This window comes from Pseudomonas putida (assembly GCA_041071465.1).
Classification (GTDB): Bacteria; Pseudomonadota; Gammaproteobacteria; order Pseudomonadales; family Pseudomonadaceae; genus Aquipseudomonas; species Aquipseudomonas putida_P.
The window spans coordinates 2,653,487-2,678,071 of record CP163498.1 but is presented as its reverse complement, the minus strand read 5'-3'; the positions used below and the strand labels follow the sequence as shown (position 1 = coordinate 2,678,071).

The following is a 24,585-nucleotide window of genomic DNA, read 5'->3' as shown; positions in this document are numbered from 1 at the left end:
GCATTGCGGCCCCAATCCATTTATTTGGTCAACGTCTGCTCGGCCAGCGCCACCGCGCGGAACATCGCTCGGCGCTTGTTGATGGTTTCTTCCCATTCCAGCGCCGGTACCGAGTCGGCAACAATGCCACCACCGGCTTGCACATGCAGTTCACCGTCCTTGATCACGGCAGTACGGATGGCAATCGCGGTATCCATGTTGCCGTTCCAGGCAAAGTAGCCGACTGCACCACCGTAAACTCCACGCTTGACCGGCTCCAGTTCGTCGATGATTTCCATCGCGCGGATTTTCGGTGCACCCGACAGGGTGCCAGCCGGCAGGATCGCCCGCAGTGCATCCATCGCCGTCAGCCCTTCACGCAGTTGGCCGGTGACGTTGGAGACGATGTGCATCACGTTGGAATAACGCTCGATGACCATCTTCTCGGTCAGGCGCACGCTGCCGGTCGAAGACACACGGCCCACGTCGTTGCGGCCCAGGTCGATCAGCATCAAGTGCTCGGCAATTTCCTTGTCGTCCGACAGCAGGTCGTCTTCCAGGGCGCGGTCGGCCTCTTCGGTGGCGCCGCGCGGGCGGGTGCCGGCGATTGGGCGCACGGTGACCAGGTTGTCCTCGACACGTACCAGCACCTCGGGCGAGCTGCCGACCACATGGAAGTCACCGAAGTTGAAGAAGTACATGTACGGCGTCGGGTTGAAGCAGCGCAGCGCGCGGTACAGGTCGATAGGCGCAGCCTTGAAGTCGATCGACATGCGCTGTGACGGCACCACCTGCATGCAGTCACCGGCCAGAATATATTCCTTGATACGGCCGACCGCGTTCTCGTAATCCTCACGGGTATAGCTGGAGCGGAACTCCGGTTCGTCGACCTGTGGGCCGCTCAGGTCCAGGCCACGGCGCGGGGTGATCGGCTGACGCAGGGTTTCGAGCAAGCCTTGAAGGCGTGCCTGGCCCTGTTCGAAGGCCTGCTCCTCGGCCGGGTCAACCAGCACGATGGCGTGCATCTTGCCCGCCAGGTTGTCGAATACCACCACCGCGTCGGACACCATCAGCAGGATATCCGGCACGCCCAGCGGGTCCGGGTTGGGGCTGGCGCCCAGGCGCTTTTCCACATAACGCACGCAGTCGTAGCCGAAGTAGCCGACCAGGCCGCCGTTGAAACGCGGCAGGCCGGGAATGTCGGCAACCTTGTAGCGGTCCTTGAAGGTTTCAACGAACGCCAGCGGGTCTTCGACATCGTGGCTTTCCACTTCCACGCCATCCTGCAGGATGCTGACGTGGTAGCCATGCACACGCATCACCGTGCGCGACGGCAAGCCGATCATCGAGTAACGGCCCCACTTCTCGCCGCCCTGCACCGATTCGAGCAGGTACGAGTTGGGTTGGTCAGCCAGTTTCAGATAGATCGACAGCGGCGTGTCGAAGTCGGCCAGGGTTTCGCAGGCCAAAGGAATGCGGTTGTAGCCGGCAGCGGCCAGGCGCAGGAATTCTTCGCGGTTCATGAGTAGCCTCGTGGCAAGCAGCAGTAGGTCAGGCAAACGGACGGGCCGGCACGCGCCGGCAGGCAAAAGTCAGGCGCGCCAACGCCAACGGGCCAGGGCCTTGATGACTTTCATCCAGAATTTGCCGGTAACCACCACGGTGGGCTCTCTGTCTTGTGAGGCTTGAAGGTTCGCCAACGTTATCCCAGTGGCCGGGTCTGCGCAACCAGGCAGCAAAGCGCGCAGATCGTCGATCACCAGGTTGGGGGATTCGTCGTTGATCGGCCGGCCATGGTTGTAGCCGTAGGTCAGGCCCACGCATTGCACACCAGCTGCCTTGGCGGCCAGCACGTCACTGCGCGAATCGCCGACAAACAGCGACTGCTGCGGAGTAACACCGGCCATCTGCATGACGAACAGCAGCGCCGCCGGGTCGGGCTTCTTCTGCGGCAGGGTGTCACCGCCGATGATCCAGCGGAAGTAGTTGCCGATCTTCATCTGGTCCAGCAGCGGGCCAACGAAGCGCTCAGGCTTGTTGGTAATCAGCGCCATCTCCACACCCTGCTTGCGCAGCCAGCGCAGGGTGTCCCGCACGCCGGGGTAGACCACCGTCAGCTCATGGCTTTCGGCATAGGCGTCCATGAACAGCGCCAGCGCCTGCTCGGCCAGGGCGTCGTCCACTGTGGTGTGGTCGATGCCTCCGGCCAACGCCCGACGCACCAGCACCTGGGCACCATTGCCAACCCAGTGGCGCACGGCCTCAAGGCCTGCAGGCGGGCGCCCCAGTTCGAGCAGCATACGGTCCACGGCGGCGGCCAGGTCTGGCACGGAGTCGATCAGGGTACCGTCCAGATCGAACATCACCAGCCTCGGCAGCGTCCCCGGGAACAGCTGCTCGAAGCCACTCATGGGCGGGCCAGGGCCAGTTCGGCGCGCATCTTGGCGATGACTTCCTGGTAGTCCGGGGCGTTGAAGATCGCCGAGCCAGCCACGAAGGTGTCAGCGCCAGCGGCAGCGATCTCGCGGATGTTGTTGACGTTCACGCCGCCGTCGATTTCCAGGCGGATATCACGGCCACTGGCGTCGATCAGCGCACGCGCTTCGCGCAGTTTGTCGAGGGTGCCGGGGATGAACTTTTGCCCGCCAAAGCCTGGGTTGACGCTCATCAGCAACACCATGTCGATTTTGTCCATCACATACTTCAGGGCGTCCAGGCTGGTGGCCGGGTTGAACACCAGCCCAGCCTTGCAACCACCGTCCTTGATCAGTTGCAGCGAACGGTCGATGTGCTGTGTGGCTTCCGGGTGGAAGGTGATGTAGGTGGCGCCGGCTTCGATGAAGTCGCCGATGATACGGTCGACGGGGCTGACCATCAGGTGCACGTCGATCGGCGCGGTGACGCCGTACTTGCGCAGGGCGGTGCAAACCATCGGACCAATGGTCAGGTTGGGGACATAGTGGTTGTCCATGACATCGAAGTGAACGATGTCTGCACCCGCAGCCAATACCTTGTCGACGTCCTCACCCAGGCGGGCAAAATCGGCGGAGAGAATGGAGGGGGCAATAGCGTAGGGCTGCATGGCGCACCTGTTGGCAGAATCACGGTGGCGCGCATTGTAACTCAGGGAAACGGATAGAGGCTGATTGGTATCAATCCATGTCGACCAGCTGTTTCAACCTGTACCGGCCTCTTCGTGGCTAACGCCGCGAAGAGGCCGGTACAGGCACCTCCTCATCAGGCCGGCTGTTGGGTCCTCAGCTTCTCGCTGCGCCCACGCAGCCACTCCAGGGTCAGCAGCAACACCACCGAGAAAGCAATCAGCAAGGTTGCCGCCGCAGCAATGGTCGGGCTGAGGTTTTCGCGGATACCGCTGAACATCTGCCGCGGCAGGGTCGCCTGCTCCGGCCCGGCCAGAAACAGTGTTACCACCACTTCGTCAAACGAAGTGGCAAAGGCGAACAGCGCGCCCGAGATAACACCGGGTGCAATCAGTGGCAGGGTCACTCGGCGGAAGGTCAGCAGCGGCGAGGCACCCAGGCTGGCCGCCGCGCGCACCAGGTTGTAGTTGAAGCCCTGCAAGGTTGCCGACACGGTAATGATGACGAACGGCACACCCAGCACCGCATGCACCAGAATCAGCGAGGTAAAACTGTTGCCCATGCCCAGTGGGGCGAAGAACAGATAACTGGCGACCCCGATGATCACCACCGGGACCACCATTGGCGATATCACCAGCGCCATCACCAGCGACTTGCCGGGGAAGTCGCCACGGGTCAGCCCGATGGCCGCCAGGGTGCCGAACACCATGGCCAGCACCGTGGCCGCCGGGGCGACGATGATGCTGTTCTTCAACGCCCGCATCCACTCGGCCGAGCCGAAGAAGTCCTGATACCACTGCAGCGAGAAGCCCTGCAGCGGGTACACCAGGAAGCTGCCACTGTTGAACGACAGCGGCACGATCACCAGCACCGGCAAGATCAGGAACAGCAGGATCAAGCCACAAAGAATGCGCAGGCTATAGAACCAGACCCGTTCCACGGGCGACATGTATGGGCTCAGCATGACAGGCTCCTCAGCTCAGGCGCAGGCGGCTGGCGCCGACCAGCCAGCTATAGATCAAGTACAACAGCACAGTCGCCAGCAGCAGCAGCCCGCCCAGCGCGGTGGCCATGCCCCAGTTGATGCTGGTGTTGGTATAGAAAGCGACGAAGTAGCTGACCATCTGGTCGTTCGGGCTGCCGAGCAGCGCCGGGGTGATGTAGTAGCCGATGGCCAGGATGAACACCAGCAGGCACCCCGCGCCAACGCCGGCATAGGTCTGCGGGAAGTACACCCGCCAGAAGCTGGCGAACGGGTGGCACCCCAGCGAGATCGCCGCGCGCATATAGCTGGGCGAAATGCCCTTCATCACGCTGTACAGCGGCAGAATCATGAACGGCAGCAGAATGTGCACCATGGAGATGTACACACCGGTGCGGTTGAACACCAGTTCCAGCGGCTGGTCGATGATGCCCATGGCCATCAGCGCACTGTTGATCAGGCCGCCCGACTGCAGCAGCACGATCCACGCCGCCACCCGCACCAGGATCGAGGTCCAGAACGGCAGCAGTACCAAGATCATCAGCAGGTTGCTCTGGCGGGTCGGCAGGTTGGCCAACAGGTAGGCCAACGGATAGGCCAGCACAAGGCAGATGGCGGTAATCACCACACCCATCCACAGGGTGCGGGCGAAGATATCCAGGTAAATGGCCTGGTCCGGGGTGGCCTTGGCCAGTTCGCCAAGGTCGTCGATACGGTGGTCGACAGAGGCCAGCAGGTAAAAAGAAGTCACCGAACTGGTATTGCGGCGTATGGCCTGCCAGTAGGCCGGGTCGCCCCAACGCTCGTCAACGGCCTGCAAAGCGTCTTTGTAAGAGGCAGGCTCAGCCTTGAATGGCAGTGCCCGGGCTGTCTTGGTCAACAAGCTGCGGTAGCCAGCCAGCTCCATGTTCAAGCGCTTGGAAAGGTCGCCAAGGGTCTGGTTCTTGCGCGATTCGGCCAGGTCCTGGCTCAGTGCCTTGTACACATCCTCGCCCGGCAGGCTCTTGCCGTCCCACTGGGTGATGATGTCTACCGTGCGTGGCAAGCCACCGACCACTTCCGGGTTGCCGACGCTCTTGTACAGCAGCGCCGCGATCGGCACCAGGAACACCAGCAGAAGAAACAGCGCCAACGGCGCGATCAACGCCTGCGCCTTCCAGCGGTTGACCCGCTCGGCGTGTTTGAGGCGCTGCTTGAGACTTGGACCTGCGCCTTCTTTTAGGGGCACTGCAATGGCCATGGCGAACTCCGCGAAACAGGGAAACGGGGAGCGCGGACCCAGCGGCCAGCGCCCCTTTGATGCGCCTTACTTCTTCGCCGCCCAGGCGTTGAAGCGTTGCTCCAGCTGCTCGCTGTTGTCAGCCCAGAAGGCCACATCGATCTGCACCTGGTTGGCGATGTTTTCAGGCGTGGTCGGCATGTCCTTCTTCACGTCTTCCGACAGCAAGCTCACGGCCTTGGCGTTGGCCGGGCCGTAGGCGATGTTCTCGGAGTAGATCTTCTGCTGCTCGGGTTTGACGCTATAGGCAATGAATTTCTTGGCTTCTTCGGCGTTCTTGGCACCTTTAGGAATCGCCCAGGCATCAAAGTCGTAGATACCGCCGTTCCACACCACTTTGAGGTTGCTTTCCTTCTGCACAGCGGCAATACGGCCGTTGTAGGCAGAACTCATGACCACGTCACCGGAGGCCAGGAACTGCGGTGGCTGCGCGCCAGCTTCCCACCACTGGATGTTGGGCTTGAGTTCATCGAGCTTCTTGAAGGCGCGGTCCTGGCCTTCCTTGGTGGCCAGCACTTTGTAGACGTCCTTGGGCGCAACGCCATCGGCCATCAGTGCGAATTCCATCGTGTACTTGGCGCCCTTGCGCAGGCCACGCTTGCCCGGGAACTGCTTGGTGTCCCAGAAGTCGGCCCAGCTGGTGGGGGCGGTCTTGAGCTTGTCGGCGTTGTAGGCCATGACCGTGGACCATACGAAGAAGCCTACGCCGCAAGGCTGGATGGCCCCAGGTACATAGTCGGCGTCATCGCCGAACAGTGCCGGGTCGAGTTCTTCGAACATGCCCTCATCGCAACCGCGCGCCAACTCCGGCGACTCGACCTCTACCAGGTTCCACGACACGCTCTTGGTGTCGACCATCGCCTTGACCTTGGCCATTTCGCCGTTGTACTCGCCTGCGACGATCTTGCCATTACCCGCCTTTTCCCATGGCTCGTAGAACGCTTTGACCTGGGCAGCCTTGTTGGCGCCCCCGAACGAGATCACGGTGAGGTCCGCGGCCATGGCCTGGCCAGCGGCGAACAGCCCCAGGGCCAGGGCGGTCAGTTTCAACTGCTTGCGCATTATTATTCTCTCCACAGTACAGGGTTGGTGAAGCAATCCATCAATGGGCTTCGGCAATCGGATCGAGCGCGCGGGCGTGCTCCACCTCCCAGCCCAGCGGTACCACATCGCCCACGGCCAATGCCGGGTCGAGCTCGGCAATCGGCTGTTTCACGAAGAAGTCGCCCTTGCCGCAAACTTCCAGGCGCACCCGCACGTGGTCGCCCAGGTAAATGAACTCGGCCACCCGTCCAGAGAAGCGGTTGACGCAGCTTTCGCTGTGGCCGTTCAGGCGCACACGCTCCGGGCGAATCGACAGGGTTACCGGCTCGCCGGCCTGGCCGACGTTCACCGCCAGCGCCTCGACCCGTTCACCGCGCGGCAACTGCACCTGGCAGCGTTTGCCATCGCTGGCCAGCAGGGTGCCGTTGATGCGGTTGTTTTCGCCGATGAAGTTGGCGACGAAGGTATTGCAGGGCTCTTCATACAGCGTGCGCGGGTCGGCAATCTGCTGGATTTCGCCCTGGTGGAACACCGCCACGCGGTCGGACATGGTCAGCGCTTCGCCTTGGTCGTGGGTCACGTACACCACGGTCACACCCAGGCGCTGGTGAATATGCTTGATCTCCATCTGCATGTGTTCACGCAGCTGCTTGTCCAGCGCACCGAGCGGCTCGTCCATCAGCACCAGCTGCGGCTCGAACACCAGCGCCCGGGCCAGCGCCACTCGCTGCTGCTGGCCGCCGGACAGCTGGCCGGGGTAGCGCTTGGCGAAGGCATCGAGCTGGACCATGTTCAGCACGCGCTTGACCCGCTCGCTGATGTCGGTCTTGCTCAGATTGCGCACGGTCAGCGGAAAGGCCAGGTTCTCGGCCACGGTCATATGCGGGAACAGCGCGTAGTTCTGGAACACCATGCCGATATCGCGCTTGTGCGGCGGCACGTTGTTGATCGAGCGCCCGGCCAGCTGGATTTCACCGGCGGTGGGGGTTTCAAAACCGGCCAGCATCATCAGGCTGGTGGTTTTACCGGAGCCGGACGGGCCAAGCAGGGTAAGGAACTCGCCCTTGCGGATATCCAGGTTGAGGTCTTTGACGATCAGCGACTCGCCGTCGTAGCTCTTCTGCACACCACGGAAGCTGACCAGCGTTTCGCTGGTTGCAGCGTTCGACTTCGCCTCGCTCATGCCTGCACCTTCTTGTTGGATGACTGCGTAGGCAAAAGAGTAGAAGAGGCGCAAGCGCCCGAAAATCGGGGGTGCTGAGAGAATGCCATCATCCGGATGGAAGATTCGCTGTAGGGATTGCCCTACAAAGATGACGCTTTCAGGACACTGCCGCAGTCCTTGCCGGAGCGGCCTTGTGCCGCGAAAGGGCTACGAAGCCCCCCCACAATTCAAGCGAAAGCGCTGAAACAAAGGGGCCGCTATGCGGCCCTTTCGCGACACAAGGCCGCTCTCACAAGGACCGCGAAACCACTCATTGTCGCAATCAGACCAGCTTGTGCTCCATGGCGTACTTCACCAGCTCCGCCAGCGAGTTCACCTTCAGTTTTTGCATCAAGCGCGCTTTGTGGGTGCTGATGGTCTTGCTCGACAGCGCCAGTTGCTGGGCAATGTCGTTGACGTTGGCGCCCTGAGCCAGGCGCTCGAACACCGAGAACTCCCGCTCCGACAGCAGCGTGTGCAATGGCCGAGACTCGGTCAGGCCCACTTCGAACACCATACGGTCGGCCAGCGACGGGTCGATATAACGCCCGCCACCCGCCACCCGGCGAATCGCGGTCAGCAACAGCGCCGGGTCGCTGTCCTTGGTGGCATAACCCGCCGCGCCAGCCTTCAACGCCCGCGCCGCCATCTGTGCCTCGTCGTGCATCGACAGCATCAGGATTGCCGGAGCGTCGTGCAACGCACGGATCCGCGGGATCGCTTCCAGCCCATTCACCCCCGGCATCGAGATATCCAGCAACACCACCTCGCACGGCGTGTGCCGCAGGGTTTCGAGCAACTGCTCGCCATTACCGGCCTCCCCCGCCACCTGCATGTCCTTGGCCAGGCCGATCAACTGCTTGATACCTTCACGGACAATGGTGTGGTCTTCGGCCACCAGCACTCGAATCACGCTCGCTCTCCTACTCCAACGGAATGGCCACGCTCAGGCTGGTGCCCTCGCCCGGTTGACTGTCCAGCGCCATGCTGCCACCCAACATCAGCACGCGCTCGCGCACACCCACCAGGCCAAACGAGGTGGGCCGGGGCTGGTCGCGGCAAAAGCCCTGGCCGTCGTCACTGACCGTCATGCGCAACTGACCGTCCTGGCGTACCAGCTCGATCTCCACGCTGTGCGCCTGGGCGTGACGCATCACGTTGGTCAGCGCCTCCTGCAGGATACGAAACAATCCAGTGGCCTTGGCATCGCTCAATGCTGGCAGATTATCCGGTACTTGCACCAGACAGGGGATTTGTGTGCGCGCCTCGAAGCGCCGCGCCTGCCATTCGATGGCCGAGGCAATGCCGGCATCGAGAATCGGCGGGCGCAAAGCGGTGGCCACATCGCGCACCAGCTGGAACAGCTGCGCGATCAGGCGCTTCATGCTGCTCAGGCGTTCGTTAAGACCTGGGTCCAGCTCGGCGAATGCCAGCTCGCACATCGACACTTCCAGCTTGAGCACGGTCAGCATCTGCCCCAGTTCGTCGTGCACTTCCCGGGCGATACGGGCCTTTTCTTCTTCACGCACGCTCTCCAGGTGGGCCGACAGTTCGCGCAGCTGCTCCTGAGATTTCGCCAGGGCCAACTCTGCCCGCTTGCCTTGGGTGATGTCCCACACCACACCGTCCCACACCACCTGGCCGTTGCCCAGGCGCCGAGTACTGGCCTTGATGTCGGCCCAGCGCTGTTCACCCTGGCGAGTGAGGATGCGCCCCTGCCAGGACCAGTCCTGGTCGCTGGCCAGGGCCAGGTCCTGTACCCGATGGTAATCGGCGCGGTCCTCGGGGTGCACCAGGTTGCGCAGGCCCATCTGCGGGTGCTGAATCTCGCTGGGCGCATAGCCCACCAGGGCCTCGCTGCCCTCACTGATATAGGGGAACTCCAGGTCGCCCTCGGCCGGGTCGCGCTCCAGACGAAACACCAGCCCCGGCACGTTACCGGCAATGCCCTTGAGCCGTGCCTCGCTCTCGCGCAAGGCCGCCAGGGCGCGGTGGCGCTCGGTGACGTCGGCGAGATAGACCACCAGATATTCGGAATCACGAAAGCGCAGAAAACTCAGCGACAGCTCCACCGGCAGCACGCTGTGATCGGCCCGCCGGCACTGCGCCTCGAACTGGCCGGTACCCCCTGCCCCCGTACGCGCGCCCTTCCACAGCTCCAGCCAGCGGTCCATGTTCAGGCTTGGTTCGAAGGTACTCAGCGGCCGCTCCAGCAGCTCGCCCTCGGCATAACCCAGCATGCGCTCGGCAGCGTGGTTGGCGTAGCGCACGTGGCTGTCCCAATTGACCCAAAGGATACCCACCGTACTCTGGTCGATGGCGAACTGGCTCAAGCGCAACGCCTCTTCGCGCACCTGCCGTTCCACAAGGCTTTCTCGCGTGGCCAACAGGCTACGCTCCAGCTGGCGCTGCTGCCGGCGTTGCCATAGCAATGTGGCCAACGCGCACAGCAGCAGCATGCCGAACAACAAGGCCAGGTTCTGCCAGAAGCCCGGCGATTCACTCAGCCGTGGGTATTTGGGCTGTAACCAACGCTGGTGCAGTTGTTCCAGCTCCTTGGCTGGCAGCGCTTGCAAGCCACGCTCCAATACATCGGCCAACAGTGGCCAGTCGCGCCGTGAACCAATGCGCAGCAATTGCGGCAGGCCGATATCGCCGACCACTGCCAGCTCACTGAACTCGCTTTCGCGTGACAGACGGCTGAGCTGCGCTTCATCCAGCACCGCAAAGGCGGCCTGGCCGCCTACCACCAGTTGCAGGGCCTCACGCTCGTTGGGCACCCCCTGCAGGTTGAGGTTGCTGTAGTTGGCGCGCAGGTAGTCCGCCAGCTGGCTGGGCATGCGCACGGCCACCCGCTGTTCGGCTTCGAGTTTTTCCAGCTCCACGGCCATGGCCCCGGTGCGCGGCCCCACCACCAGTTGCGGCACACGCATGTATGGGTCGCTGAACAACCACAGGCGCAGGCTGGCCGGCGTCTGCGTAAGCCCAGGGGCGAAGTCGATTTCGCCGCTCTGCAGGGCATGTTCCAGGCTGGCCTGGTCGCTGAAGTTGCGCCAGGTGAGGTCCAGCCGCAGCGCCTGCGCCAGGCTGCTCACCAGCTCTACGTTGGCCCCGTACAGTTGCTGCAAGCGCCGGTCGAACTGGGCGTACGGCACCTGCAGCACCAGGCCCACCCGCAGGCTGCGGTGGGTATCCAGCCACTGCTGCTGAGCGGGTTCCAATACCACGGCGGGCGGCGCCTCGGGCCTGGCCAATGCAATCAAGGGCAGCCACAAACAGCCGATAACCAACAGGCGACGCACTCGCTTCATCTACACGCTCGTCTTGGCAAAGGCGGCCATGCAGCATGGCCGTCACGGGCAAATACTATTAGGCTGCCGGTATCATTCTGGCCTTGGGTTGACGCATGTCCACACTTTATCGCACGGGGCTGGCAGTGTGCTGCCTGGCTTCGCTCCTTCCACTCGGGGCCTTGGCCGCCGACGCCGAAAAACCACGCGCGACTACCGCGACGCCTGCTGCCGAGCCCCCACGCCCGCCCTTGCTGGAGCGCAGCCAGGAGGATGCCCAGGCGCTCGAAAGGCTGGTGCCCAAGGCCGAACAGCAGACCCTGCAGGCGGGCGCCGACAGCTTCCTGGCCCTGTGGAAGCCGGCCAACGACAGCGACCCGCAAGGGGCGGTGATCATTGTTCCCGGTGCTGGCGAAACGGCCGACTGGCCCAATGCAGTTGGCCCGCTGCGGCAAAAATTCCCTGATGTCGGCTGGCACAGCCTGAGCGTCAGCCTGCCAGATCTGCTCGCCGACAGCCCCCAGGCGAGGGTCGAAGCCAAACCCGCTGCCGAGCCAGAAAAAGCCAAGGGCGAAAGTGCGCCGGCCAAGGATGTACCTGCCGACGCCAATGCCAATATCGCCCAAGCCACCGCGGCCGATGCCGACGCGGCGCAATACACTGACGCCGAACAGGCCAGCGAACAGGCCGACCCAGCCGACGCCGAGCGCATTTTCGCCCGCCTGGACGCCGCAGTGGCGTTTGCCCAGCAGCACAACGCACGCAGCATCGCGCTGATCGGCCATGGCAGCGGCGCGTACTGGGCGGCCCGCTACCTGAGCGAGAAGCAACCGCCGCAGGTACAGAAACTGGTGATGGTCGCCGCACAGACACCGGCTCGCGTGGAGCATGACCTGGAGAGCCTGGCGCCAACCTTGAAGGTGCCGACTGCCGATATCTACTACGTTACCCGCAGCCAGGACCGCAATGCAGCCGAGCAGCGCCTGCAGGCCAGCAAACGGCAGAAAGACAGCCAGTACCGGCAGTTGTCGCTGATTGCCATGCCGGGCAACAAGGCTGCGGAGCAAGAGCAGTTGTTCCGCCGCGTGCGAGGATGGATGAGCCCGCAGGGTTGAGCTGAAATCGACGGGGGTGCTTCGCCCCCCTTTCGCGGCGCGAGGCCGCACAAGTGTGGGAGCGGCCTTGTGTCGCGATGGGCGGCAAAGCGGCCCCGTTTTTACAGCCCCCGCCGCTTGCGGATCATGGCATACGCCTGATGCAACTCACGGGTACGCTCGGTCGCTTCACGCACCTGCGCGTCGCTGGCACCGGTACCCGCCAGTTTGTCCGGGTGATGCCGACTGACAAGCCGACGATACGCCTGCTTGACCTTGTCACTATCGGTATCCGCCTCCACCGCCAGCAAGCGCAACGCTGCCGCATAGGTCATGGGGACGCCTTCGGCTGCCGTCGCCTTGCGCGGCTCGTACTCCAGCGACATGGCCTGCACCTGGCGCCTGCTCATGCCCAGCTTCTGCCCCCAGTCCAGCAACAACTCACGCTCCTTGTTGCCCATCTTGCCGTCGGCCCAAACCATGCGCCAACAGGCACGCAAGGTGCCTTCCGCGGCATGCGGCTGCTGGCGGATACGCCGCAGGTGCCCGCCCAGCCGGTCCTTGCCTGCCTTGCCGCGGTTGAACGCATTGATAGCGCGCAGCCGGGCTGCCTCGGCCAGGTCCAGGCGCACCATTTCCTGACGCGCCTGCTGGATATGCAGCTCACCCACCCGACCATCGCACTTGGCCAGGCGCCCGAGCATCACGAACAGCAACTCGTCGTCGCGCAAGGCCGAGCGCCCGCCCAAGCGTTCGCGCATATCGTCCCAGCCTTGCAAGCGCAGCCGGCGGTCCATGGCCTGCCCAAGCAGCGCACCGAGCAAGGCACCCGGTATGCTCGCAACAGCAAAGCCGGCACCCACACCAATCACCGTGCCTGGCCACCACATGTCAGGCGCGCTCGCCAATCAAACGCTCAACCTCGGCCAGGCGTTCGAGCGTACCGACATCCACCCAGTGCCCACGGTAGTGTTCGCCAGAGACCTTGCCGGCCGTCATGGCCTGGCGCAGCAACGGTGCCAGCTTGAAGGCGCCCGCCTGGCAACCATCGAACAACGCCGGGTGCAGCAGCGAAATGCCACTGAACGTCAAGGTGCCCGGCGCGTCGTCACCATCGACCACCCGCTCACCCACCAGACGGAAGTCACCGCGCCCGTGATGGCCAGGGTTGTCGACCAGCACCAGGTGAGCCAGGCCTTGCAGGGGAGCCTGCAGACGCGCGAAATCGTAATCGGTCCAGACATCACCGTTCACCAACAGGAAAGGCGCATCACCCAGCAAAGGCAGTGCCTTGAAGATACCGCCGCCGGTTTCCAGCGGCTCACCTTCAGGTGAATAGCGGATGTTCAGGCCGAAGCGGCTGCCGTCACCCAGATGGTCTTCGATCTGCTGGCCGAGCCAGGCGTGGTTTATCACCACGTCAGTGACGCCCGCTGCCGCCAGGGCGCGCAGGTGGTATTCGATCAGCGGCTGGCCGGCGACCGGGACCAACGGTTTGGGGGTGTGCAGGGTCAGCGGGCGCATGCGCTCGCCCTTGCCCGCTGCCAGGATCATTGCCTTCATGCACGCGCTCCGGCCTGCAACTGCGCAATCAGCTCACCCAGCTCCGCCAATTCGGGCCGGCGACCGATCACTTCATTTATATAGGCGAAGAAACGCGGCACGTCGCCCAGGTAACGCGGTTTGCCGTCGCGGTGGCAGATACGGGCGAAGATGCCGATCACCTTCAGGTGGCGCTGCACGCCCATCAGGTCACTGGCGCGCTGGAAAGCTTCGAACTCAGCGTGCACCGGGATGCCGGCAACCTGCGCCTGCTGCCAGTAGTCACGCAGCCAGGTCTCGACCCGCGCCTGCGGCCAACTGACAAAGGCGTCCTTGAACAGGCAGGTGATGTCGTAGGTGACCGGGCCATACACCGCATCCTGGAAATCCAGCACACCGGGGTTTGGGGTGCTCTGCATCAGGTTGCGCGGCATGTAGTCACGGTGCACCAGCACCTTGGGCTGGGCCAGGGCACTGTCGATCAGCAGCTGGCTGACGCGCTGCCAGGTGGCTTTCTGCGCTTCGCTCAAGGCCAGGCCAAGCTCACGCCCCACGTACCATTCGGGGAACAGCTCCACTTCGCGGCGCAGCAGGGCATCGTCGTAGCTGGGCAGCGGGGCGTCCATCGGCAAACGCTGGAATTTCAAAAGCGCATCGATGGCATCGGCGAACAGGCCATCGGCGTTGTCGGCATTGATGATGTCAAGGTATGTCTGAGTGCCGAGATCCCCAAGCAGCAGGAAGCCACGTTCCAGGTCCTGGGCGTGGATCAGCGGCACATGCACGTCGGCGCTGGCCAGCAGGTGGTCAATGGCGACGAACGGTCGGCAGTTTTCCTGCGGGGGTGGCGCATCCATGATCACGAAACTGTGGCCAGCCCCCTGCCAGCGGAAGTAGCGGCGAAAGCTCGCGTCGCTGCTGGCAGACGTCAAGCTGCCTGCAGGCACTTCGCCCCAGGCATTGTTGCGGAAAAGTTCATTGAGCTGCTCTTCGAGCCAGACCGTCAGTTGTTGCAGGCGTACATCGTGTTCAGGCATTACAAGGGTCTCCGACGGCCCTAGCCGTCAAGCGGGTCATGCTTTATTATCCAGCATCTTTTTCAGACCATCGAGAGGCGTGCGGCCCCACACGCGGGCAGATGGCACGCAGGAAGCCCGGACTAATAAGATGGCATTGAAATCCCCCGCGTTTCGTAGAAAGTTTCCGTTGCTGGTAACCGGCGGTCTGCTGGCCCTGCAACCTCTGGCCACCTCATATGCAGTGGCAGCCGAACAGTTCGACTGCCAAGTGTCCGCCGCCGGTGGCTGGGACTGCAAGCCCAAGGCCCCAGTCAACAACCTGCCGCCACGCCCGGTGCACGAAGGTGCGGCCGTCAGCTCCGGCACTGAAGCCGCCAGCGAAGGCGAAACCGCGGACCGGCCGATGCTGGTTACCGAGGCCAAGGGCCGTGCCCTGAAGTCGCGCAGCGAAGACTACAGCCACCTGGACTGGGTGCCGCGTGAAAAGCTCACCGCCGCGCAGCTGGCCGAAACCGGCCCGTACTGCGGTGGCGCCTATGTCGAGCCAACCCGCCCGGGCATGGCCGACACCACGCCGAAGGATGAGTCGCCGACCTACATCAACGCCAAGGTATCCAAGTACCAGCAGGAGCAGCAGATCGCTACCCTCGCCGGTGACGTGGTGATGCGCCAGGGCAGCATGCAGGCCGAGGCCGACGAGGCCAACCTCTACCAGACCGAAAACCGTGGCGAGCTCAAAGGCAACGTCAAGATCCGTGACAACGGGTCGTTGGTGGTCGGTGACGAGGCGCAAATCCAGCTCGACACCGGCGAAGCCCAGGTAGACAACGCCGAATACGTGATGCACAAGTCGCACATCCGCGGCAGTGCCCTGTACGCCAAGCGTGGCGAAAACGCCATCATCCGCCTCAAGGACGGTACGTACACCACCTGCGAACCGGGCAGCAACGCCTGGCAGCTGAAGGGCAACAACATCACCCTGAACCCGGCCACCGGCTTCGGTACCGCGACCAACGTTACGCTGCGGGTCAAGGATTTCCCGGTGTTCTACACACCGTACATCTACTTCCCGATCGACGACCGTCGCCAGTCCGGCTTCCTGCCGCCATCGTTCAGCACCAGCAGCGACACCGGCTTCATGCTGGTCACGCCGTACTACTTCAACCTGGCGCCGAACTACGACGCCACGTTGTACCCGCGTTACATGGCCAAGCGCGGCCTGCTGATGGAAGGCGAATTCCGCTACCTGACGCCTTCGAGCGAAGGCCAGTTCGGCGGTGCGTACCTGAACGACAAGGACGATGATCGTAAACTCCAGACGGATTACGAAGATCAGCGCTGGATGGTCAACTGGCAGCACAAGGGTGGCCTGGACGAGCGCCTGATGGCCGAGGTCGACTACACCGACATCAGCGACCCGTTCTACTTCCAGGACCTGGAGTCTGATCAGATCGGTGTGGAAAGCCGTGACCTGCTGAACCAGCAGGGTGCTTTGACCTATCGTGGCGACAGCTACACCGCGCGTTTGAACGTGCATGCCTACGAAATGGCCACTATCTCGCAGATCACGCCGTATGATCGTCTGCCGCAAGTCACCCTCAACGGTATGCTGCCGTACCACCCGGGTGGTTTCGACTTCAGTTACGACACCGAAGCCGTGCGCTTTGATCGCGACTTGAAGACTGGTCCGGTCTTCAACAAGGATGGGGTGCTTGACACCACCGCTGGTACCAATGGCCAACGTCTTGATGAGAACATCTTCGGTCTCGCAAGGGCTAACGGTACCCGCCTCAACGTTGCACCTTCCATCAGCTTACCGATGGATGCCAGCTATGGTTACCTCAAGCCTAAGCTGACTTACATGTACACCCATTACGATCTGGACCTGGATAGCGAAGGCAAAAGCGACCTGGCCAATGCCTCGCAAGCCACCCGCGACCTACGCGGTGATTTCTCGAGCACCCAGAACCGCGATATCCCGATCTTCAGTGTCGACAGCGGCTTGTACTTTGACCGCAACACATCTCTGTTCGGTACGAACTACAAGCAGACCCTCGAACCGCGCCTGTTCTATCTCTATGTTCCGTACAAGGATCAGATGGACATTCCGCTGTTCGACTCAGGCGAAAGTCTGTTCAGCTATGACTCGTTGTTCCGCGAGAACCGCTTCAGTGGCACAGACCGCATCGGGGACGAGAACAAACTTTCGCTGGGGGTAACCACCCGCTGGATCGAAGAAAACGGCTTCGAACGCCAGAACTTCAGCATTGGCCAGGCGTACTACTTCAAGGACCGCAAGGTCCAGCTGCCAGGTATCGACTACCGTACCCGCAAAGACTCGCAGTCCGACGTTTCTCCATACGCGCTGATGTACAACTACTTCTTCAACCGCGACTGGCGCTTCAACTCGGACTTCAACTGGGACCCAGACAGCCGCAGCACCCGCTCGGGCAGCGCGATGTTCCACTACCAGCCTGAAGACAACCCGAACAAGGTGGTCAACCTCGGTTATCGCTACCGTAACGACACCATTGCCTACGACTCCCAGACCGGTACTTGGAAAGTGGGCGGTGGCGACTACGGCACCCCAGGTAGCCCGAACTACATCAAGGACTACTACAAGATCCAGCAGCATGACTTCTCGGTCATCTGGCCGATCGTTCCGCAGTGGAGCGTCATCGCTCGCTGGCAGCATGACTACAACCGCAACCGCACCCTGGAAGCCATGGGCGGTTTCGAGTACGACAACTGCTGCTGGAAGCTGCGCCTGATCAACCGCTACTGGATCGATTACGACGACTTCAGCCAAGCCCTCCCGGCGAACGAAAAAGGCGACCACGGTGTCTTCCTTCAGATCGTCCTGAAAGGCCTCGGTGGCGTAGTTGGCAACAAGGTCGAGTCTTTCCTCGACCAAGGCATTCAAGGTTACCGTGAACGTGAAGACCAAGCTTATTGATCGTCTGCGCCCAGTGTTGCTGGGCGCCGCTTTGCTGAGTGGCGCGGTGCATGCCGCGGTACAACCTCTTGATCGCGTGGTGGCCATCGTCGACAACGACGTGGTCATGCAAAGCCAGCTGGACCAGCGCGTCCACGAGGTGCAGCAAACCATCGCCAAGCGTGGCGGCGGCGTGCCACCCACTGGCGCCCTGGAACAGCAGGTACTGGAACGCCTGATCGTCGAGAACCTGCAACTGCAGATCGGCGAGCGCTCCGGTATCCGCATCACCGACGAGGAACTGAACCAGGCCATCGGCACCATCGCCCAGCGCAATGGCATGTCGCTGGACCAGTTCCGCGCCGCCCTGGCCCATGACGGCCTGTCGTTCGACGACGCTCGCGAGCAGGTCAAGCGCGAGATGATCATCAGCCGTGTACGCCAGCGCCGCGTGGCCGAGCGTATCCAGGTGTCGGAGCAGGAAGTGAAGAACTTCCTCAACTCCGACATGGGCAAGATGCAGATGTCGGAAGAGTACCGCCTGGCGAACATCCTCATCCCTACCCCGGAAGCCGCCAACTCGGATGATATCCAGAAGGCTGCGCGCAAGGTCGGTGACGTGTACCAGCAGCTGCGCCAGGGCGCTGACTTCGGCCAGATGGCGATTGCCAACTCGGCCAGCGAAAACGCCCTGGAAGGCGGCGAGATGGGCTGGCGTAAAGCCGGCCAGCTGCCACCTGACTTCGCCAAGATGCTCAGCAGCATGCCGGTGGGTGAGATCACCCAGCCCATTCGTATCCCCAACGGCTTCATCATCCTCAAGCTGGAGGAGAAGCGCGGTGGCAGCGAGAACGTGCTGCGTGACGAAGTGCATGTACGCCACATCCTGATCAAGCCAAGCGAGATCCGCAGCGAAGCAGCCACCGAGCAACTGGCCGAGCGCCTGTACGACCGCATCAAGAACGGCGAAGATTTCGGCGAGCTGGCCAAGAGCTTCTCGGAAGACCCAGGTTCTGCGCTCAACGGCGGCGACCTCAACTGGGTAGACCCGAACAGCCTGGTACCGGAGTTCCGTGAACAGATGGCCAACGCCCAGCAAGGCGTCGTGACCAAACCGTTCAAAACCCAGTACGGCTGGCACGTTCTGGAAGTGCTGGGCCGCCGCGCCACCGACAGCACTGAGCAGGCACGTGAGCAACAGGCCCTGAGCGTACTGCGCAACCGCAAGTACGACGAAGAGCTGCAAACCTGGCTGCGCCAGATTCGCGACGAAGCCTACGTTGAAATCAAGCTGCCTGGCGCTGACCAGGCCGCCCAGTGAAGCCCCTGCGCTTCGCCGTCACGCCCGGCGAGCCGGCCGGCATAGGTCCCGACCTGTGCCTGCTGCTCGCCGCAGACGCCCAGCCTCATCCCCTGATCGCCATCACCAGCCGTGACCTGCTCGCCGAGCGGGCCACGCAGCTGGGGCTGGCCGTCAACCTGCTGTCAGTAGCCCCAGGCCAATGGCCTGAGCAGCCGGCGCCAGCCGGTAGCCTGTACGTTTGGGATACCCCCCTGGCAGCGCCCGTAACATCAGGCCAGCTCGACAAAGCCAACGCCGCGTTCGTGCTGGAAACCCTGACCCGCGCGGGCCAAGGCTGCCTGGACGGGCACTTCGCCGGGATGATCACCGCCCCGGTGCACAAGGGTGTGATCAATGAAAGCGGTATCGCCTTTTCCGGGCATACCGAGTTCCTTGCCGAACTGACCCATACCGCGCAAGTGGTGATGATGCTGGCGACCCGTGGCCTGCGCGTGGCGCTTGTAACCACGCACCTGCCGCTGCGTGATATTGCCGACGCCATCACAGCCGAGCGCATCGAACGTGTAACCCGTATCCTGCATGCCGACATGCGCGACAAGTTCGGCATTGCCAACCCGCGTATTCTGGTGTGTGGCCTCAACCCGCATGCGGGCGAGGGCGGCCACCTGGGCCGCGAGGAAATCGACATCATCGAGCCGACCCTGGCCCGCCTGCGCACCGAAGGCATGGACCTGCGCGGGCCGCTGCCGGCCGATACCCTGTTTACCCCCAAATATCTGGAGCACTGCGATGCGGTGCTGGCGATGTACCACGACCAGGGCCTGCCCGTACTCAAGTACAAAGGCTTCGGCGCTGCAGTGAACGTGACCCTGGGCCTGCCGATCATCCGTACATCGGTCGATCACGGCACCGCCCTGGACCTGGCCGGCACCGGCAAGGTCGACACCGGCAGCCTTCGCGTCGCGCTGGAAACCGCCTACCAGATGGCCGAGAACCGACCATGAACGAGCAATACCAACACCGGGCGCGCAAGCGCTTCGGCCAGAACTTCCTGCACGACGCCGGCGTCATCGACCGCATCCTGCGTGCCATCAACGCCAAGGCCGGCGAACACCTGCTGGAAATCGGCCCAGGCCAGGGCGCCCTGACCGAAGGCCTGCTGGGCAGCGGCGCACAACTGGACGTGGTGGAGCTGGACAAGGACCTGGTACCGATCCTGCAGCACAAGTTCGCTGATCGCGGCAACTTCCGCCTGCACCAGGGCGACGCCCTGAAGTTCGACTTCAACCAGCTGGGCGTGCCGCCACGCAGCCTCAAGGTAGTGGGCAACCTGCCCTACAACATCTCCACCCCGCTGATCTTCCACCTGCTCAGCCATGCCGGGCTTATCCGCGACATGCACTTCATGCTGCAGAAGGAAGTGGTCGAGCGCATGGCAGCCGGCCCTGGCGGGGGTGACTGGGGGCGCCTGTCGATCATGGTGCAGTACCACTGCCGCGTGGAGCACCTGTTCAATGTCGGCCCTGGCGCCTTCAACCCACCGCCAAAAGTCGATTCAGCCATCGTCCGCCTGGTGCCGCACGAAGTGCTGCCCCACCCGGCCAAGGATGCGAAGCTGCTGGAGCAGGTGGTACGCGAGGCGTTCAACCAGCGTCGCAAAACCCTGCGCAACACCATGAAGGGCCTGCTCGACAGCGCGGCCATCGAGGCCGCTGGTGTGGATGGCAGCCTGCGTCCTGAACAGCTGGACCTGGCAGCCTTCGTGCGCCTGGCCGACCAACTGGCTGATCAGCAAGCCTGATATCACCTGTACCGAGCTCTTCGCGGTTAAACCCGCGAAGAGACCGGCACCGACAACAGAAAACCCCAAGCCCCTGCACCGCTGGCCCTCGCCCCTCCCAATGGCCTAGACTGCGTTATTGCGTCAGTTCGCCCAAGGCCCTTGCATGTCCGACCCCCGCTATCAAATCGACGTCAGCGTCGTGACCCGCTACCTGAAAGAACAATCCGACCCCGAAAACAGTCGTTTCGCTTTCGCCTACACCATTACCGTGCAGAACAACGGCTCGCTCAAAGCCAAGCTGCTGTCACGCCACTGGCTGATCACCAACGGTGACGGCGAAGTCGAGGAAGTGCGCGGTGCCGGCGTGGTCGGCCAACAGCCCAACATCGACCCGGGCCAGAGCCACACCTACAGCAGCGGCGCCGTCATCAGTACCCGCGTGGGCACCATGCAGGGCAGCTACCAGATGTTTGCCGAAGACGGTAAACGCTTCGACGCCGAGATCGCCCCGTTCCGCCTGGCGGTACCGGGGGCGCTGCACTGATGGCCACTTACGCCGTCGGCGACCTGCAGGGCTGCCTGCAGCCACTCAAGTGCCTGCTCGAGCGCGTCAGCTTCAACCCCGCCGTCGACCGCCTGTGGCTGGTCGGCGACCTGGTCAACCGCGGCCCTGAGTCACTGGAAACCCTGCGCTTCCTCTACTCGATCCGCCAGTCACTGGTCTGCGTGCTGGGCAACCATGACCTGCATCTGCTGGCCGCCTGGCACAACGTAGAGCGCCTCAAGAAAAGCGACACCCTGCGCGAAATCATCGAAGCGCCGGACGCCGACCCGCTGTTCGACTGGCTGCGCCAGCAGAAGCTGCTGCATTACGACGAGGCACGCGGCATCGCCATGGCCCACGCCGGCATTCCACCACAGTGGACGCTCGGCCAGGCCCTTGGCTATGCGGCCGAGGTGGAAGAAGCGCTACGCGATGATAGCCGCCTGAAGCTCTACCTGGACGGCATGTACGGTAACGAGCCGAACAAGTGGAGCAAGAACCTCACCGGTGTCGAGCGCCTGCGGGTCATCACCAACTACCTCACGCGCATGCGCTTCTGCACCGCCGAGGGCAAGCTTGACCTCAAGAGCAAGGAAGGCCTGGGTACCGCGCCCAAGGGTTACAAGCCCTGGTTTGCACACAAGGGCCGTCGCTCGCGGCACGTGACAATCATCTTCGGCCACTGGGCCGCCCTCGAAGGCCGCGTCGACGAACCGGGCATCATTGCCCTGGACACCGGCTGCGTGTGGGGCGGCGCCATGACCCTGTACAACGTCGACAGTGGCGAATACCACCGCTGCGATTGCGCCGACGACGGCACCCTGCGCCAACCGGCACAACCCACTACACTCAACGACCACACCTGAAGGAAGTAGTACCCATGAGCGAATTCAAGCGCATCCCTCCCGAGCAGGCCTTGGAGCTTCGCAAGCAAGAAGGTGCGGTTGTCGTCGACATTCGCGACGCACAAGCCTTCGCTGCCGGCCATATCACCGGTGCCCGGCACCTGGATAACCATTCGGTCGCCGATTTCATCCGCGGCGCCGACCTCGACGCCCCGACCCTGGTGGTCTGCTATCACGGCAATTCCAGCCAGAGCGCTGCCGCCTACCTGGTCGGCCAGGGCTTCTCCGACGTTTACAGCGTGGACGGCGGCTTCGAACTGTGGCGCGCCACCTACCCGGCCGAGACCGCCCAAGGCGCCGCCGAATAATTTTTTCATTTTTCCCGCAGCCCGCGCCCCGTGCGGGCTGGCGGGTTATCTGACGAACGGTAGTTGGTAACTTCTGCCCTCCTCGCCCCTTGACCTTGCAGATAACCAACTACGCTTAAGCTCAGGCCATCCAAAAAAGGGGAGAGCCGGTACACCGGCGTGCGGGTCATCGGTAGCGTTACAGGGTGTTCTGGGGGGTATACAGCAATCGGCGAACCCGGTTGCATGCCAGCATCAGCTGACTGATCCGGCGTCGTCTCCACGTATCGAGCGAGGTGACGTCATGAGTATTTTTAGCCACTTCCAACAACGTTTCGAGTCTACGCGCCAGGAAGAACTCTCGCTGCAGGAGTACCTCGAGCTGTGCAAAGGGGATCGCAGTGCCTACGCATCGGCGGCCGAACGGCTGTTGCTGGCCATCGGTGAGCCAGAGCTGATCGACACCTCTACCAACTCCAGGCTGTCGCGAATCTTCTCCAACAAGGTTATCCGCCGCTATCCGGCCTTTGCCGACTTCCATGGCATGGAAGAGTGCATCGACCAGATCGTGTCGTACTTCCGCCACGCCGCCCAAGGCCTGGAAGAGAAGAAACAAATCCTCTATCTGCTGGGCCCGGTAGGCGGCGGCAAGTCGTCGCTGGCGGAAAAGCTCAAGCAGCTGATGGAAAAGGTGCCGTTCTATGCGATCAAGGGCTCGCCGGTATTCGAGTCACCGCTGGGACTGTTCAACGCTACCGAAGATGGGGCCATTCTCGAGGAAGAGTTCGGTATCCCACGGCGCTACCTGAATACCATCATGTCGCCTTGGGCCACCAAGCGCCTGCAGGAGTTCGGCGGCGATATCTCCAAGTTCAAGGTGGTGAAACTCTACCCGTCGATTCTCAACCAGATCGCCATTGCCAAGACCGAACCCGGCGACGAGAACAACCAGGACATCTCTGCCCTGGTCGGTAAGGTGGATATCCGCAAGCTTGAAGAATACCCACAGAACGACGCCGATGCTTACAGCTACTCGGGCGCACTGTGCCGGGCCAACCAGGGCCTGATGGAATTCGTCGAAATGTTCAAGGCGCCGATCAAGGTGCTGCACCCCTTGCTCACCGCTACCCAGGAAGGCAACTACAACAGCACCGAGGGCCTGGGGGCGATTCCCTATACCGGCATCCTGTTGGCGCACTCCAACGAATCGGAGTGGCATACCTTCCGCAACAACAAGAACAACGAAGCGTTCATCGACCGTATCTACATCGTCAAGGTGCCGTACTGCCTGCGCGTCAGCGATGAAATCAAGATCTACGACAAACTGCTGGTCAACAGCTCGCTGTCCAAGGCTCATTGCGCACCGGATACGCTCAAGATGCTGGCCCAGTTCACGGTGCTTTCACGCCTGAAAGAGCCAGAGAACTCCAACATCTACTCGAAGATGCGTGTCTACGACGGAGAAAACCTCAAGGATACCGATCCGAAGGCCAAGTCGATCCAGGAATACCGCGACTCGGCAGGCGTTGACGAGGGCATGAACGGCCTTTCCACTCGCTTCGCCTTCAAGATCCTCTCCAAGGTGTTCAACTTCGACCCACACGAAATTGCCGCCAACCCAGTGCACCTGCTGTACGTGCTGGAGCAGCAGATCGAGCAGGAACAGTTCCCGGCCGAGGTGCGCGAACGCTACCTGCGCTACCTGAAGGAATACCTGGCGCCGCGCTACATCGAGTTTATCGGCAAGGAAATCCAGACAGCCTACCTGGAGTCCTACAGCGAATACGGCCAGAACATCTTCGACCGCTACGTGCTGTATGCCGACTTCTGGATCCAGGACCAGGAATACCGCGACCCGGAAACCGGCGAGATCCTCAACCGTATCGCCCTCAACGAGGAGCTGGAGAAGATCGAGAAACCGGCCGGCATCAGCAACCCGAAAGACTTCCGCAACGAGATCGTCAACTTCGTACTGCGCGCACGCGCCAACAACAACGGCAAGAATCCAAGCTGGCTGAGCTATGAAAAGCTGCGGGTGGTGATCGAGAAGAAAATGTTCTCCAACACCGAAGACCTGCTGCCTGTCATCAGCTTCAACGCCAAGGCCAGCAAAGAGGATCAGAAGAAACACAACGACTTCGTCACCCGGATGGTGGAGCGTGGTTACACCGACAAACAGGTACGTCTGCTGTCGGAATGGTACCTGCGGGTCAGGAAATCGCAATAAAGCGGCAAGCTACAAGCCGCAAGCTTCAAGCTGCCTAGCGCCGAGCGCAAGCCCGGCGCTGTAGCTT

At 62.4% G+C, this 24,585-nt stretch carries 21 protein-coding genes; 9 read left to right on the top strand and 12 right to left on the bottom strand.

Going from position 1 to position 24,585, the window contains the following annotated elements; all coding sequences use genetic code 11:
• Positions 1-20 precede the first annotated feature (20 nt).
• The 9 genes from trpE to AB5975_12280 form a co-directional block, all read right to left on the bottom strand.
• Positions 21-1,502, bottom strand: a complete 1,482-nt coding sequence (gene trpE, locus AB5975_12320) for an anthranilate synthase component I (protein XDR22519.1) — start codon at positions 1,500-1,502, stop codon at positions 21-23.
• A gap of 69 nt (positions 1,503-1,571) precedes the next feature.
• On the bottom strand, positions 1,572-2,390 hold the full coding sequence (locus AB5975_12315) for a phosphoglycolate phosphatase (GenBank protein ID XDR22518.1): 819 nt from the start codon (positions 2,388-2,390) through the stop codon (positions 1,572-1,574).
• A complete protein-coding gene (rpe, locus tag AB5975_12310) occupies positions 2,387-3,061 on the bottom strand; it encodes a ribulose-phosphate 3-epimerase (protein XDR22517.1) in 675 nt (224 codons plus the stop codon). The genes AB5975_12315 and rpe overlap by 4 nt, the downstream gene beginning before the upstream one ends.
• Positions 3,062-3,216: 155 nt before the next feature.
• The gene (locus tag AB5975_12305) at positions 3,217-4,044 is read right to left on the bottom strand and encodes an ABC transporter permease (protein XDR22516.1); all 828 of its coding nucleotides are present in this window, start codon (positions 4,042-4,044) and stop codon (positions 3,217-3,219) included.
• Positions 4,045-4,054: 10 nt separating this feature from the next.
• Complete coding sequence (locus AB5975_12300) at positions 4,055-5,302, bottom strand: ABC transporter permease (protein XDR22515.1); 1,248 nt, start codon at positions 5,300-5,302, stop codon at positions 4,055-4,057.
• A gap of 66 nt (positions 5,303-5,368) precedes the next feature.
• Entirely contained in the window at positions 5,369-6,403 is a 1,035-nt protein-coding gene (locus AB5975_12295; GenBank protein XDR22514.1) for an ABC transporter substrate-binding protein, read from the bottom strand.
• Between the two features lie 40 nt (positions 6,404-6,443).
• Positions 6,444-7,568 (bottom strand): ABC transporter ATP-binding protein, encoded by a 1,125-nt coding sequence (locus AB5975_12290; protein XDR22513.1) that lies wholly within the window; start codon positions 7,566-7,568, stop codon positions 6,444-6,446.
• A 304-nt stretch (positions 7,569-7,872) separates the two neighbouring features.
• Positions 7,873-8,502: a response regulator gene (locus AB5975_12285; protein XDR22512.1), complete on the bottom strand. Its 630-nt coding sequence runs from the start codon at positions 8,500-8,502 to the stop codon at positions 7,873-7,875.
• 10 nt (positions 8,503-8,512) lie between these two features.
• Positions 8,513-10,900: a transporter substrate-binding domain-containing protein gene (locus tag AB5975_12280; GenBank protein XDR22511.1), complete on the bottom strand. Its 2,388-nt coding sequence runs from the start codon at positions 10,898-10,900 to the stop codon at positions 8,513-8,515.
• A gap of 95 nt (positions 10,901-10,995) precedes the next feature.
• Between AB5975_12280 and AB5975_12275 the strand changes: the two genes are divergently transcribed.
• Positions 10,996-11,994 (top strand): alpha/beta hydrolase family protein, encoded by a 999-nt coding sequence (locus tag AB5975_12275; protein XDR22510.1) that lies wholly within the window; start codon positions 10,996-10,998, stop codon positions 11,992-11,994.
• 101 nt (positions 11,995-12,095) lie between these two features.
• Here AB5975_12275 and AB5975_12270 read toward each other — a convergent pair whose 3' ends face one another.
• Genes AB5975_12270 through AB5975_12260 form a run of 3 tightly spaced genes read right to left on the bottom strand, consistent with a single transcriptional unit; the run spans position 12,096 to position 14,552 of the window.
• Entirely contained in the window at positions 12,096-12,863 is a 768-nt protein-coding gene (locus AB5975_12270) for a TerB family tellurite resistance protein (protein XDR22964.1), read from the bottom strand.
• A 1-nt stretch (position 12,864) separates the two neighbouring features.
• Positions 12,865-13,536: an N-acetylmuramate alpha-1-phosphate uridylyltransferase MurU gene (gene murU, locus AB5975_12265; GenBank protein XDR22509.1), complete on the bottom strand. Its 672-nt coding sequence runs from the start codon at positions 13,534-13,536 to the stop codon at positions 12,865-12,867.
• Positions 13,533-14,552, bottom strand: a complete 1,020-nt coding sequence (locus AB5975_12260) for an aminoglycoside phosphotransferase family protein (protein XDR22508.1) — start codon at positions 14,550-14,552, stop codon at positions 13,533-13,535. The genes murU and AB5975_12260 overlap by 4 nt, the downstream gene beginning before the upstream one ends.
• A 130-nt stretch (positions 14,553-14,682) precedes the next feature.
• Here AB5975_12260 and AB5975_12255 point away from each other — a divergent pair, with 130 nt between their 5' ends.
• The 8 genes from AB5975_12255 (at position 14,683) to AB5975_12220 (ending at position 24,518) form a co-directional block, all read left to right on the top strand.
• Positions 14,683-17,490, top strand: coding sequence for an LPS-assembly protein LptD (locus AB5975_12255; protein XDR22507.1), 2,808 nt, complete (start codon positions 14,683-14,685; stop codon positions 17,488-17,490).
• Positions 17,465-18,790, top strand: a complete 1,326-nt coding sequence (surA, locus tag AB5975_12250) for a peptidylprolyl isomerase SurA (GenBank protein XDR22506.1) — start codon at positions 17,465-17,467, stop codon at positions 18,788-18,790. Before AB5975_12255 ends, surA begins: the two co-directional genes overlap by 26 nt.
• On the top strand, positions 18,787-19,776 hold the full coding sequence (pdxA, locus tag AB5975_12245) for a 4-hydroxythreonine-4-phosphate dehydrogenase PdxA (GenBank protein ID XDR22505.1): 990 nt from the start codon (positions 18,787-18,789) through the stop codon (positions 19,774-19,776). Before surA ends, pdxA begins: the two co-directional genes overlap by 4 nt.
• Entirely contained in the window at positions 19,773-20,573 is an 801-nt protein-coding gene (rsmA, locus tag AB5975_12240; protein XDR22504.1) for a 16S rRNA (adenine(1518)-N(6)/adenine(1519)-N(6))-dimethyltransferase RsmA, read from the top strand. The genes pdxA and rsmA overlap by 4 nt, the downstream gene beginning before the upstream one ends.
• Before the next feature lie 145 nt (positions 20,574-20,718).
• A complete protein-coding gene (apaG, locus tag AB5975_12235; protein XDR22503.1) occupies positions 20,719-21,099 on the top strand; it encodes a Co2+/Mg2+ efflux protein ApaG in 381 nt (126 codons plus the stop codon).
• Positions 21,099-21,965, top strand: a complete 867-nt coding sequence (locus tag AB5975_12230) for a symmetrical bis(5'-nucleosyl)-tetraphosphatase (protein ID XDR22502.1) — start codon at positions 21,099-21,101, stop codon at positions 21,963-21,965. Before apaG ends, AB5975_12230 begins: the two co-directional genes overlap by 1 nt.
• Before the next feature lie 14 nt (positions 21,966-21,979).
• A complete protein-coding gene (gene glpE / locus AB5975_12225; GenBank protein XDR22501.1) occupies positions 21,980-22,312 on the top strand; it encodes a thiosulfate sulfurtransferase GlpE in 333 nt (110 codons plus the stop codon).
• A gap of 283 nt (positions 22,313-22,595) precedes the next feature.
• Positions 22,596-24,518 carry a PrkA family serine protein kinase gene (locus AB5975_12220; protein XDR22500.1) on the top strand — a complete coding sequence of 641 codons (1,923 nt, stop codon included), beginning with the start codon at positions 22,596-22,598 and terminating at the stop codon, positions 24,516-24,518.
• Positions 24,519-24,585 lie beyond the last annotated feature (67 nt).